Origin of the sequence: Pseudooceanicola nitratireducens (assembly GCF_900109195.1) — a bacterium.
In the GTDB taxonomy this organism is placed as follows: domain Bacteria; phylum Pseudomonadota; class Alphaproteobacteria; order Rhodobacterales; family Rhodobacteraceae; genus Pseudooceanicola; species Pseudooceanicola nitratireducens.
In genome coordinates, this window is the sequence record NZ_FNZG01000003.1 from 706,244 (window position 1) to 718,549 (window position 12,306).

The following is a 12,306-nucleotide window of genomic DNA, read 5'->3' on the forward strand; positions in this document are numbered from 1 at the left end:
GAGCGAGGAGCGAGGAGCGAGGAGCGAGGAGCGAGGAGCGAGGAGCGAGGAGCGAGGAGCGAGGAGCGAGGAGCGAGGAGCGAGGAGCGAGGAGCGCATCTGATCAAGGGTGCAGTCAACCCCTCGCGGTTCAGTTTGATGGCCCTTTCGGTGCAAAAATTCCGCGTTGGAAACCGACTAAATCCCGTCCCCGAAACAACAAGGGCACCGCCAAAGCGATGCCCCCATTGTCTCGGAAAACACAAAGATCAGGCCGCGCGACGGGCCTCGATCGCGTCCCAGATCTTGCCGGCGATATTGACGCCGTCAAAGCGCTCCAGCTCCTGGATACCGGTCGGAGAGGTCACGTTGATCTCGGTCAGCCAGTCGCCGATCACATCGATGCCGACAAAAATCTGACCCTTTTCCTTCAGCAGCGGCCCGATGGCTGCACAGATCTCAAGATCCCGCTCGGTCAGGCCGACCTTCTCTGGCCGGCCGCCCACGTGCATGTTCGACCGGGTCTCGCCCTCGGCCGGAACACGGTTGATGGCGCCCACGGGCTCACCATCGACCAGGATCACCCGCTTGTCGCCCTTCGATACGGCCGGCAGGAACTTCTGCACGATCAGCGGCTCGCGCGAGAAGCCGGTGAACATCTCGTGCAGGGACGCCAGGTTGCGATCCTCGGGCGTGATGCGGAAGACCCCCGCCCCGCCGTTGCCGTACAGCGGTTTGACGATCACGTCGCCATGCTTCTCGCGGAAGGCCTTGATGGTCTCGAGGTCGCGGGCAATGGCCGTGGGCGGCGTCAGATCGGGGAAGTTCAGCACCAGCAGCTTCTCGGGGAAGTTGCGCACCCAGAAGGGATCGTTGACCACCAGCGTCCCGGGGCTGAGACGTTCCAGCAGATGGGTGGTGGTGATGTAGAACATGTCAAAGGGCGGATCCTGTCGTAGCCAGACCACGTCGAACTCGGCAAGATCGACCTCTTCCATGGGGCCCAGATCGGCGTGGTTGCCCTGCTCCCGGCGCACCGTCAGGCTTTGCCCACGGGCCATGACGCGGCCCTCCTGATAGGACAGACGCTCGGGCGTGTAATAGAACAGCGAATGCCCGCGCGCCTGCGCCTCTTCCGCAAGGCGGAAGGTGCTGTCCGCGTTGATATTGATCGCGCCGACCGGATCCATCTGGATGGCAACTTTCATCGCGCTTCTCCCGAATAACATTTCGCCAACTTGATGGCGGAAACCCGCGAGAGGCGCAATGCGCCTTTACCAGAAGTCCGCGAATGCGTTTTCCAGAACTTGAACCGCGCCCACCTGATCCACCAAGGCCACGTCGATGCGCATGTCGGTCAGCGATCCGCGCGGCATGTGGTCAAGATAGGCCAGGGCCGAGGCCCCAATCCGCTGCGCCTGACGCGGACGGACACGCAGGGCAGCTTGGTCGAAACTGGCGGCTTTCTTTACCTCGACAAAGACGACCGCATCGCCATCCAGCAGGATCAGGTCAATTTCCCCGCCCGGCCCCCGCCAGCGCCGCGCCAGGGGGCGCAGCCCGCGATCCACATAGTGGCGTTCAACACTGTCTTCGGCCGCGAGGCCCGCGTGATAGGCCGTCTGCCCCCGCTGTCGCCGCCGGTCCGACGGGACGGCCACCGCGGGCAGTGCATCAGACGAATGATCCCAGTGCTTCATGTGCATCCCCTTCCGGGGTGCCGATCACCCCCGGCACAGATCCAGCGCCAGTTGATAGACCTTGCGCCGGGGCCAGCCCGTGTTTTCCGAGACCGCAGCCGCCGCGTCGCGCACCGAAAGCCCCGCATCCAGTTCCGACCTTAGCGCATCAATCACGAATTTTTCGCTAATGTCTTCGCGTTTTCCCGCCCCGATCAGCACGACGATCTCGCCCTTCGGCGGCGTGGCGCGGTAATGCGCGGCCAGGTCCGACAGGGATCCGCGGCGGATTTCCTCGAATTTCTTGGTCAACTCGCGCGCGACGACGGCCTCTCGTCCGTCGCCCAGCACGCGGGCCGCGTCCTCCAGCATCTTGTCCAGCCGCTTGGGCGATTCGTAGAAGACCAGCGTGGCGGGGACATTGCCCAGGGCCTCCAGCGCCTCGCGGCGGGCCTTGGTGGCATTGGGCAGGAAGCCCGCGAACAGGAACCGGTCCGTCGGCAGCCCAGCCAGGCTAAGCGCGGTCACCACCGCCGAGACCCCAGGCGCTGCCGTCACCGCATAGCCCGCCTCGCGCGCGGCTAGCGCAAGGTCATAGCCCGGATCGGCGATCAGCGGCGTTCCCGCCTCTGAGGCATAGGCGACCGAAAGCCCCTGCTCCAGGGCCTGCATCAGGCGTGGGCGGGCGCGGTCGCCATTGTGGTCGTGATAGGCCACCATGGGCCGATCCCGCAGGGGAATGCCGTGGATATCCAGAAGCTTGCGCAGGGATCGCGTGTCTTCGGCGGCCAGCACATCGGCGTCGCGCAACACGTCCAAGGCCCGCAGTGTGATGTCCCGCGCCGTCCCGATCGGCACGCTGACCAATGTCAGCCCGGGCGGCATCCTGCCCGTCTGTTCCGTCGTGACCCGATTCATTTCTGGACCCTCATCCGCAGGCGGCTATGATTACCGCAAAGCCATATGACACCGGCAGGTTGCAGGCGCGCCGCGCCCGGAAATCCGCCGTCTATCAAGGAGTGTTTCATGTTCGCCCTTTTGCGCGCGCCTCGCAAGGCCGTAACCCGCCCTCTTCCCGGCCGCAAGTCGGCCAGGGGGCTGGCCGCCGGTCTCTTTGCCCTTGCGCTGGCAGCCTGTCAGCCCGTCAGCCTTGGCGGCGGAGGCCAGACCATCGACACCTCGAAACCCGTTCCGGTTGCGCTTCTGGTGCCCAAGTCCGGCGGGTCGGGCGATGCGGTCGTCTCGGCCTCGCTCGAGAACGCGGCGCGTCTGGCGATTGCGGACCTGGCCGGCACAAGGATCGACCTGCGGGTCTATGACACCGCCGGGAACGAGGCGCAGACCACCGCCGTCACCCAGCAAGCGATCGCAGACGGCGCGAAGATCATCCTGGGCCCGCTGTATGGCGGCAACGCCAACGCGGCCGGGATCGCGGCGGCGCAGCGCAACGTGAACGTGATGGCCTTTACCAACAACGCCTCGCTCGCTGGTGGCAACGTCTTCGTCCTGGGCCATACCTTCGACAACACCGCCCGCCGCCTGGCGAGCTATGCCGCCACGCAGGGCAAGCGCAAGATCGTCACCGTCTCGGCCGAGAATGCGGCAGGAGAGCTGGGCCGTGCCGCCATCGCCCAGGCCGCAAGCGCCGCGGGGGCCAGCGTCGTCGGCAACGTCAGCTACAGCTATTCGCAGCAGGGCGTGATCCAGGCCGTGCAAGAGGTGCGCTCCACCGTCTCCTCGACCGGGGCGGATGCGATCTTCATGACCTCGAACACCAATGCGGCCCTGCCCTTCTTTGCCCAGCTGCTGCCCGAAAGCGGCGTGAACCCGGCGGTGACCCAGTACATCGGTCTGACCCGTTGGGACGTGCCGCCGCAGACGCTGGACCTTCAGGGGCTTGAAGGCGGTTGGTTCGCCCTGCCCGACCCGGCCCGCAGCGGCGAATTCTCGGCTCGCTACCAGGCGGCCTATGGTTCGGGCCCGCATCCGCTGGCCGGCCTGGCGTATGACGGGATCGCCGCCATCGGTGCGCTGGTCCAACAGGGCAAGTCCGATGCGCTGACCGCAAGTGCCCTGACCCAGGGCGCGGGCTTCCAGGGGGTCGAGGGCGTCTTCCGCTTCCGTCCCAATGGGGTGGTCGAGCGTGGCCTGGCCGTGGCCACCATCCGCGACAAGCAGGTCGTGGTGATCGACCCCGCGCCGCGCGGCTTCGCTGGCATCGGTTTCTGATCCGCCCGACTCTCTCGGGGTCCGGGAAGATCCCGGCCCCATTGGCAAAAGCGCGCGCATCGCGCCGCAGCAAGACACAGAACGGGGGCCACACAGCCCCCGTCTTTGCATTTATCCCTTGGCAAACGCCCCGCGCTATATTCTTTACAGCCCCATGAAGAACGCTTCCTCCTCGGGTCCGGCCCGCACCTCCGCCTCTTCCCCTTCGGCTCCGCATGACGCGCTGCCCGAGGATCTGATCCTGCCCGCGCAGGAAATCCTGGATCCCGCAGCGCTTTGCGCGGCCATCGACGCCGCCCGCAAGACGCACGCGGATGACAAGGCCTTCCGCAAGGCCGCCATCACCCTGCTGCAGGAGGCCCAGGAAAAGGGCCGCGCCCGCATCAAGGCCGCGTTCGAGGAAACCCCCCGCATCGCCCGCCCCGCCACCCGCGCCTATACCTGGCTGACCGACGGCCTGGTGACCGCCGCGCTGCGCATGGCGCAGGTCCACCTGGCCGACAAAAAGGCCAAGCCCGGTGCCTTCGCGCTCTGTGCCGTGGGCGGCTATGGCCGCGGAGAGATGGCGCCGCATTCCGACGTCGACCTGCTGTTCCTGGCCAACACCAAGATTAGCGACGACCTGGAAAGCCTTATCGAGAGGGTGCTGTACATCCTGTGGGACCTGCACCTGAAGGTCGGCCATTCCAGCCGCACCATCCGCGACTGCATTAAGCTGGGGGCAGAGGATTACACCATCCGCACCGCCCTGCTGGAAGGCCGCTTCATCACCGGCGAACGCAAGCTGTTCGACGACCTGAACGACCGCCTCTGGTCGGATCTGTTCCGCGGCACGGAAAAGGACTTCATCACTGCCAAGCTGGACGAACGCCAGTCGCGCCACCTGAAACAGGGCGGCCAGCGCTACATGGTCGAACCCAACGTGAAAGAGGGCAAGGGCGGGCTGCGCGATCTTCAGTCGCTCTACTGGATCGCGAAATACGTGCACGGGGTCTCGGACACCTCGCAGCTGGTCACGCTTGGGGTCTTCTCGGACGAGGAATACGCCAAGTTTTACAAGGCCGACGATTACCTCTGGGCGGTGCGCTGCCATCTGCACCTGATCGCCGACCGCCCCATGGACCAGCTGAGTTTCGACATGCAAGTCGTCGTGGCCGAGCGCATGGGATACCGCGACCGGGCGGGCCGCCGCGCGGTCGAGGTCTTCATGCAAGATTACTTCCGCCACGCCACAGTGGTGGGCGAGGTCACGCGCATCTTTCTGACCAAGATGGAAGCCGCCCATGTCAAAAGCGAACCGCTTCTGGAACGGGTCTTCCGCCGCCGCCGCACCGTCAACAAGGATTACGAGGTGGTGCACAACCGCCTGGCCATCAAGGACGAAGACACCTTCCTGGCGGACAAGCTGAACATCCTGCGCCTGTTCGAGGAAGGCATGCGCACCGGCATGCTGATCCACCCCGACGCCATGCGCCTGGTCACCGCGAACCTTGACCTGATCGACGACGACATGCGCTCCGACCCCGAGGCCGTGCGCATTTTCCTGGGCACGCTGCTGAACCACGGCAACCCGGAACGCGCCCTGCGCCGGATGAACGAACTGGGGGTCCTTGCGGCCTTCCTGCCGGAATTCGAACCCATCGTGGCGATGATGCAGTTCAACATGTACCATCACTACACGGTGGACGAACACACCATCCAATGCTTGCGCCACCTGGCGATGATCGAACACGGCGAGCTGAAGGAAGAGCTTCCCATTGCCTCGACCATCCTGCGCGAAGGGGTGAACCGGAAGGTTCTGTATGTCGCGCTGATGCTGCATGACATCGGCAAGGGGCGCGAAGAAGACCACGCCATCGTCGGCGCGCGCATCGCGCGTTCGGTCTGTCCGCGCCTGGGGCTGAAGCCCGCGGAATGCGAAACCGTGGAATGGCTGGTGCGCTATCACCTGCTGATGTCGGACATGGCGCAGAAACGCGACATCGCCGACCCGCGCACCGTGCGCGACTTTGCCAAGGCCGTGCGCACCCGCGAACGGCTGGACCTGCTGTGCGTGCTGACAGTCTGCGACATCCGCGGCGTCGGCCCGGGCGTCTGGAACAACTGGAAGGCCGCCCTGCTGCGCGGGCTGTACAATCAGACCCGCCGCGCATTGGAAACCGGGCTTGAGGACCTGAACCGCGAAACCCGGTCGCGCGAAGCGAAGCGCGCCCTGCGCGAGGCCCTGCCCGAATGGACCAAGGCCGACCTCGACCGCGAGATCCGCCGCCATTACCCGACCTACTGGCAGGGGCTGCATGTCACCGCCCAGACCGTCCTGGCCCAGATGCTGCGCGACATCGGCGAAAACGAGATCTCGATGGATCTGCACCCGGACGAGGACCGCGATGCCACCCGCGCGCTTTTTGCCATGCAGGACCATCCCGGCATCTTCGCGCGCCTGGCCGGGGCGCTGGCGCTGGTCGGGGCCAACGTTGTGGATGCCCGGACCTATACCTCGAAGGATGGCTATGCCACGGCGGCCTTCTGGATCCAGGATGCCGACGGCCACCCCTATGAAGAAGCCCGCCTGCCGCGCCTGCGCCTGATGATCCTGAAGACCCTGAAGGGCGAGGTCGTGGCCCGCGACGCCATGAAGGACCGCGACAAGATCAAGAAACGCGAACGCGCCTTCAAGCTGAACACCGCGATCAGCTTCGACAACGACGGATCCGAGATCTACACCATCATCGAGGTCGACACCCGCGACCGCCCCGCCCTGTTGTTCGACCTGACCCGCACCCTTGCGGCGGCGAATATCCAGATCTCGTCGGCCGTGATCGCCACCTACGGCGAACAGGCGGTCGACAGCTTCTATGTGAAAGACATGTTCGGGCTGAAACTTTACAGCGAATCCAAGCAGAAGGCGCTTGAGGCCAAGCTGCGCGACGCGATTTCCGAAGGTCAGGAAAGGGCCAGATCGTGAAGCCGATCCGGTTGATCCGGGGCTTTCTTACCGTCGGCGTCTGGACCCTGGCCAGCCGTATCCTCGGGTTTGCCCGCGACATCTTCTTTGCCGCCTACCTGGGGGCCGGTCCCGTGGCCGAGGCCTTCGTGGTGGCCTTTTCCCTGCCCAACATGTTCCGCCGCTTCTTTGCCGAAGGGGCGTTCAACATGGCCTTCGTGCCGCAGTTCGCCAAGAAGGTCGAAGCGGGCGAGGATGCCCGCGACTTTGCCGAACAGGCCATGGCCATGCTGGGGGCGGCGCTGATCGTGCTGACCCTGCTGGCGACGATCTTCATGCCGGCGCTGGTCTATGCCATGGCCTCGGGCTTCGTGGGGGACGCGCGCTTTGACCTGGCGGTGGATTATGGCCGCGTGGCCTTTCCCTATATCTTCTTCATCTCGCTGGCGGCGCTGTTCTCCGGCGTTCTGAACGCCACCGGGCGATTTGCCGCCGCCGCCGCCGCGCCGGTGCTGCTGAACGTGATCCTTGTCACCGCCATGGTGATCGGCGCGCGCAGCGGCATGGACATTGGCCGGGCGCTGGTCTGGGGCGTGCCCCTGGCCGGGGCCGCGCAGCTGGCGCTGGTCTGGTATGCGGCGGCCCGCGCGGGCTTTGCCCTAAAGCCCCGCATGCCCCGCCTGACGCCCGAGATGCGAAAGCTGGCCGCCGTCGCCGCCCCCGCCGCCCTGGCCGGAGGCGTGGTTCAGGTGAACCTGCTGGTCGGCCGCCAAGTCGCCAGCTTCTTCGAAGGCTCGATCCAGTATCTCAACCTGGCCGACCGGCTGTACCAGCTGCCGCTTGGCGTTGTGGCCATCGCCATCGGCGTGGTGCTTCTGCCCGACCTGTCGCGCCGCCTGCGTGCGGGGGACGAGGCCGGAGGCCGCCATGGCTTCAACCGCGCCGCCGAATTCGCCCTGTTCCTGACTCTGCCCTGCGCTGTGGCGCTGGTGGTCATCCCCGATGCGCTGATCCTGACGCTGTTCCAGCGCGGGGCCTTCACGGTCGCGGACGCCCAGGCGACCGCGCTTGCGGTGGCGGTCTATGGCCTGGGCCTGCCCGCCTTCGTGCTGCAAAAGGTGCTGCAGCCACTGTTCTACGCGCGCGAGGACACCAAAAGCCCCTTCCGTTATGCCGTCGTCGCCATGGTGGTGAACGCGGGCCTGGCCATCGGGCTGGCCCCGGCGATCGGCTATATGGCTGCCGCCACCGCCACCACCACCGCAGGCTGGGCCATGGTGGTGCTTTTGTGGTTCGGATCGCGCCGCATGGGCAGTTCCGTCACGCTGGACGACAGGCTGCGGCGGCGCATCTGGCGGATCGTCCTGGCCTCGGCCCTGCTGGGGGTCGCGCTTTGGGTCGGGCGCATCGCGCTTGAACCGGTCTTCGCCGTCACCCGGCCCGGCGCGCTGGCGCTGCTGATCCTGGGCGGCACGGTGATCTATTTCATTATCAGCCATGTGCTGAACGCCTTCCGCCTGTCGGAGCTGAAATCGGCGGTGAAGCGCGGCGGGTAAAACCGCCCGCGCACGCCGGAAGGGGAACCCAGCCGCACCGCTTGGTGTTGGTCCCGTGACAGGACAGGATCGGGACCCCACCATGACCCTTGCGGCCATCCAAGCCGAAACAAAGACCACCGGGGCGCAAGCCGCCCCCTGGCCCGCGCTGAACCCTTTGATCACCGCCGCCGAGATGTTCCCGGCGCTGGAACAACTGGTGCTGGACGCGAGGGCCGAGGTGCTGCTGGCCTTCCGCATCTTCGACGCCCGCACCGGGCTGCGCAGCCACGCGGCGCAAAGCCTTGGGCTGAAGACCTGGGCCGACCTCTTTGCCCATGTGGCCGAACGTGACGTGACCATCCGGCTACTGCTGGCCGATTTCGACCCGGTCTTCACTGCCGATCTGCACCACGACGCCTGGATCAGCGCCGGCCGCTTTGCCGCGCGGGTGACCGACCATCCCAATGCCGAAATCATCTGTTCCCTGCACGATTGCACCCCCGCCCCGATCTGGGGCCGGGTCTTTGGCCCGCAGATCCGCAAACGGCTGGAAAAGCTGCGCAATACCCCGCAGGAACATCTGACCGCCCTTCAGCTGCAGGCCCTGAACGGCCGTCACCGGCTGCGGCCCGTCACCCTGCATCAGAAATTCGCCGTGGCCGACGGCACCCGCGCCATCATCGGCGGCATCGACGTGGACGAACGCCGTTGGGACGACCACGACCACGATCAAAGCCCGGACCAGACCTGGCACGATGTCTCGATGCAGGTATCGGGCCCGATCACGCATGAGCTGCGCCGCCATTTCGCCTGTTGCTGGGATCGCGCCCGCGTCGGCTGTGGCACCGTCTTCAGCGCCAGGGCCACGGTACTGCGCCCGCTGCCTGTTCCCGTGGCCGAGGCTCCGGCCTCGACCGGTTCGGACGGGGACCGCCTGTCGCCCCCCGCGCCGCGGCTGCTGCGCACCGTCTCGACCCATGGCACAGGTCCTTTGCACTTTGGCCCGGTGACTGAGGTCAAGGAACACGAAGACACGCTGCTGAAGGCCTTCACCGAAGCCGAACGCTCGGTCTATATCGAGACGCAGTTTTTCCGCCACCTGCCCCTGGCCCGTGCCCTGGCCGCCCGTGCGCGCGAGGTGCCGGATCTGCAGATGACGCTGGTCATTCCGACAGAACCCGAGAGGGTGATCTTCGACCGTGCCTCGGGCACGGATGCGCGCCACGCCCAGGCGCTGCAACTGCGCTGCTTTGGCATCCTGCGCCGCGCCTTTGGCGACCGGCTGGCCATCGTATCCCCGGTGCAGCCCCGCCCGGCGGACCCGCATACACCGATGCCGGTGAAGGGCGCGGGCATCATCTATTTGCATTCCAAGGTCACGCTGATCGACGAACGGATTGGCATCGTCGGCTCGGCCAACCTGAACGGGCGGTCGCTGTTGTGGGATACCGAGGCCTCGGTCCTGTTCCAAGACCCCGCCGCCATCCGCCACCTGCGCCAGCGGCTGGCGACGAAATGGCTGGGCCGCCAAGTGTCGGACGCAGACAGCCAGCTGGCCGCGACCTGGTTCAGCACCGCCAAATCCGCCAGCGAACTGCGCCCGGAAGACCGGGACGCGATGATCCTGCCCTACCCGGCCGCGCGCAATCGTCGCTTTGCCAGCTATATCCCGATCCTGCCCTCGGCGATGTTCTGAACCCTGCGTTCTGAACCCTGCGCCGGTGCGGCGGAGCCCTAGCCCCGCTTGCGCAGCCGCGTGACCAGCGCCGACAGCCCGCCGGGCACCAGCAGCGGCGACAGGGCAAAGCCGAAGACGAAGCCGCCCAGGTCCGCCGGCCAGTCCGGCGCGAAGCCGAACAGCACGCCGAACAGGAACTGCAGCCCCGCCAGCACGGCAATCAGCCGGAAGGCCTGCACCTGGCTTGCCCCCACGGCCCCCAGACGCACCCACAGCAGATAGGTGAACCCTCCGATCAGCCCGTAGACCGGGGGGAAGCCGCCAAACAGCCATTCGCTGTCCCCGGCCAGCGCCCACATGGCCAAAGCCCCGCCGATGGTCGACAGCACATAAAGCACGAAGACCGCAAAGGGATGCATGATCTCGCCCACGAATTTGCCAAGCGCCAGCAGCATGACCCCGGCAATCAGCGCCTGTGTGAAGGACAGATGCACGAAGGGATAGGACACGAAGCGCAGCAGGAACTCGGGCCGCAGCTGCCCGGTTTCGACCATGAACCGCGCATATTGCCCCTGGAAGCCATAGTCGGTCAGCGCCGCCTGACGCCAGCCCACGGCCGAGGGCCCGCCGATGATCCCCCTTGTGCCCAGCTGGAACATCACCTCGACCCCCATGGCGACGACGAATAGCGCAAGGATCAGCGGCGGAATGGGGTTCACGGCGCGTTCATCACTGGAAAAGGACATCGTCACTCCGGTCTTTGGATGCAGGGTCGGCCCATCCCCGGCCCGGGACCAGCGGCGCTGGACCAAGCTTGACGGGGGCCGGGCCCATGGGTAAGCCAGCGCGGCACGGAAATCCAGCCGGAGGATCCCCCAATGACCGACGCCGCATCGACAGGCACCACCTTTCAGCCCCGCGTCTTTTCCGGGATCCAGCCCTCGGGCGGGCTGACGCTTGGGAACTACCTGGGCGCGATGCGTCGTTTTGTCGATTGGCAGGACAAGGGTCTGAACGACGGGTTCGAGACGATCTTCTGCATGGTCGACCTGCATGCGATCACCGTCTGGCAGGACCCCGAGGCCCTGCGCCGCCAGACCCGCGAACTGGCCGCGGGCTACATTGCCTCGGGCCTGGATCCGGCCAAGGCGATCCTGTTCAACCAGAGCCAGGTGCATGAACACACCCAGCTGGCCTGGATCTTCAACTGCATCGCTCGCATGGGCTGGATGCAGCGGATGACCCAGTGGAAGGACAAGGCGGGCAAGAATCAGCAGAACGCCTCTCTGGGGCTGTTCGCCTATCCGTCGCTGATGGCCGCCGACATCCTGGTCTACCACGCGACCCACGTGCCCGTCGGCGAGGACCAGAAGCAGCATATCGAATTGACCCGCGACATCGCGATCAAGTTCAACAACGACTACGGCGTCGATTTCTTCCCCGTGACCGAACCGGTGATCGAGGGCGCGGCGACCCGCGTCATGTCCCTGCGCGACGGGTCCAAGAAGATGTCCAAGTCCGATCCTTCGGACATGGCGCGGATCAACATGACCGATGACGCCGACGCCATCGCCCAGAAGATCCGCAAGGCCCGCACCGACCCCGAGGCCCTGCCCTCGGAAGCCGACGGGCTGGAGGGTCGCGCCGAGGCTCGCAACCTGGTCAACATCTACGCCGCCCTGGCGGATCAGACCGTCGACCAGGTGCTTGCGGATGTGGGCGGCAAGCAGTTTTCGGAATTCAAGCCGATGCTGGCCGAGCTGGCCGTGGCCAAGCTGTCGCCGATCTCGACGGAAATGGCGCGCCTGATGGAAGCCCCCGACGAAATCGACGCGATCCTGCGCAACGGGGCCGAACGCGCCCGCGCCATCGCCGCGCCCGTCCTGAAAAAGACCTATGATATCGTGGGGATGATCCGCTAAGCGGCCCGGTCCCTTCACCTCGATCCAACATGGCCCGCCCGATCCCCGGTGCGGGCCATTTTTGTCACCGCCCTCGCTGCCCTGCAGCGAAACCCATTGACTTATTCCCCGCCAGGCCCCATGTGCAGCCCGTGATCGTCGGCCCCTAACCGGCGCGGGGCCTCGCCCCGTCCGCGTGCCAGCCACCGGAAACGGCCCCCTGGGCCTGCTTCCCGACAAGGCACATAGGCGCATCTGCGATTACCTCCTGCGGACAATCCGGTCCGTCAGGTCATCGCATGGACCCACGCGACCCGACATCACCCTGCCCGATCCGGGCACGACATGCGGCCTGCAG

At 66.1% G+C, this 12,306-nt stretch carries 9 protein-coding genes; 5 read left to right on the forward strand and 4 right to left on the reverse strand.

Annotated elements, in window-relative coordinates; all coding sequences use genetic code 11:
* Nucleotides 1-248 precede the first annotated feature (248 nt).
* The 3 genes from gshB to rsmI form a co-directional block, all read right to left on the reverse strand.
* The gene (gene gshB, locus BMX99_RS14020) at nucleotides 249-1,187 is read right to left on the reverse strand and encodes a glutathione synthase (RefSeq protein WP_093452966.1); all 939 of its coding nucleotides are present in this window, start codon (nucleotides 1,185-1,187) and stop codon (nucleotides 249-251) included.
* Between the two features lie 66 nt (nucleotides 1,188-1,253).
* Nucleotides 1,254-1,679: a YraN family protein gene (locus tag BMX99_RS14025; RefSeq protein ID WP_093452968.1), complete on the reverse strand. Its 426-nt coding sequence runs from the start codon at nucleotides 1,677-1,679 to the stop codon at nucleotides 1,254-1,256.
* 24 nt (nucleotides 1,680-1,703) lie between these two features.
* Nucleotides 1,704-2,576, reverse strand: a complete 873-nt coding sequence (gene rsmI, locus BMX99_RS14030; protein ID WP_093452970.1) for a 16S rRNA (cytidine(1402)-2'-O)-methyltransferase — start codon at nucleotides 2,574-2,576, stop codon at nucleotides 1,704-1,706.
* Nucleotides 2,577-2,684: 108 nt separating this feature from the next.
* Here rsmI and BMX99_RS14035 point away from each other — a divergent pair, with 108 nt between their 5' ends.
* The 4 genes from BMX99_RS14035 to BMX99_RS14050 all read left to right on the forward strand — a co-directional run bounded on the left by BMX99_RS14035 (nucleotide 2,685) and on the right by BMX99_RS14050 (nucleotide 10,065).
* Nucleotides 2,685-3,887 carry a penicillin-binding protein activator gene (locus BMX99_RS14035; protein ID WP_093452972.1) on the forward strand — a complete coding sequence of 401 codons (1,203 nt, stop codon included), beginning with the start codon at nucleotides 2,685-2,687 and terminating at the stop codon, nucleotides 3,885-3,887.
* Nucleotides 3,888-4,041: 154 nt separating this feature from the next.
* Nucleotides 4,042-6,852, forward strand: coding sequence for a [protein-PII] uridylyltransferase (locus BMX99_RS14040; protein WP_093453357.1), 2,811 nt, complete (start codon nucleotides 4,042-4,044; stop codon nucleotides 6,850-6,852).
* Nucleotides 6,849-8,387, forward strand: coding sequence for a murein biosynthesis integral membrane protein MurJ (gene murJ / locus BMX99_RS14045; RefSeq protein ID WP_093452974.1), 1,539 nt, complete (start codon nucleotides 6,849-6,851; stop codon nucleotides 8,385-8,387). Before BMX99_RS14040 ends, murJ begins: the two co-directional genes overlap by 4 nt.
* Before the next feature lie 82 nt (nucleotides 8,388-8,469).
* Nucleotides 8,470-10,065 (forward strand): phospholipase D-like domain-containing protein, encoded by a 1,596-nt coding sequence (locus tag BMX99_RS14050; RefSeq protein ID WP_244525525.1) that lies wholly within the window; start codon nucleotides 8,470-8,472, stop codon nucleotides 10,063-10,065.
* 38 nt (nucleotides 10,066-10,103) lie between these two features.
* Here BMX99_RS14050 and BMX99_RS14055 read toward each other — a convergent pair whose 3' ends face one another.
* The gene (locus BMX99_RS14055) at nucleotides 10,104-10,793 is read right to left on the reverse strand and encodes a rhomboid family intramembrane serine protease (protein ID WP_093452976.1); all 690 of its coding nucleotides are present in this window, start codon (nucleotides 10,791-10,793) and stop codon (nucleotides 10,104-10,106) included.
* 132 nt (nucleotides 10,794-10,925) lie between these two features.
* Here BMX99_RS14055 and trpS point away from each other — a divergent pair, with 132 nt between their 5' ends.
* Nucleotides 10,926-11,969 carry a tryptophan--tRNA ligase gene (trpS, locus tag BMX99_RS14060; protein ID WP_093452978.1) on the forward strand — a complete coding sequence of 348 codons (1,044 nt, stop codon included), beginning with the start codon at nucleotides 10,926-10,928 and terminating at the stop codon, nucleotides 11,967-11,969.
* The last annotated feature ends 337 nt before the right edge of the window (nucleotides 11,970-12,306 follow it).

Excerpts from the sequence above, each read along its gene's own strand:
- gshB (WP_093452966.1), bottom strand. The coding sequence starts at position 1,187 with ATGAAAGTTGCCATCCAGATGGATCCGGTCGGCGCGATCAATATCAAC.
- BMX99_RS14025 (WP_093452968.1), bottom strand. The coding sequence starts at position 1,679 with ATGAAGCACTGGGATCATTCGTCTGATGCACTGCCCGCGGTGGCCGTC.
- rsmI (WP_093452970.1), bottom strand. The coding sequence starts at position 2,576 with ATGAATCGGGTCACGACGGAACAGACGGGCAGGATGCCGCCCGGGCTG.
- BMX99_RS14035 (WP_093452972.1), top strand. The coding sequence starts at position 2,685 with ATGTTCGCCCTTTTGCGCGCGCCTCGCAAGGCCGTAACCCGCCCTCTT.
- BMX99_RS14040 (WP_093453357.1), top strand. The coding sequence starts at position 4,042 with ATGAAGAACGCTTCCTCCTCGGGTCCGGCCCGCACCTCCGCCTCTTCC.
- BMX99_RS14050 (WP_244525525.1), top strand. The coding sequence starts at position 8,470 with ATGACCCTTGCGGCCATCCAAGCCGAAACAAAGACCACCGGGGCGCAA.
- BMX99_RS14055 (WP_093452976.1), bottom strand. The coding sequence starts at position 10,793 with ATGTCCTTTTCCAGTGATGAACGCGCCGTGAACCCCATTCCGCCGCTG.
- trpS (WP_093452978.1), top strand. The coding sequence starts at position 10,926 with ATGACCGACGCCGCATCGACAGGCACCACCTTTCAGCCCCGCGTCTTT.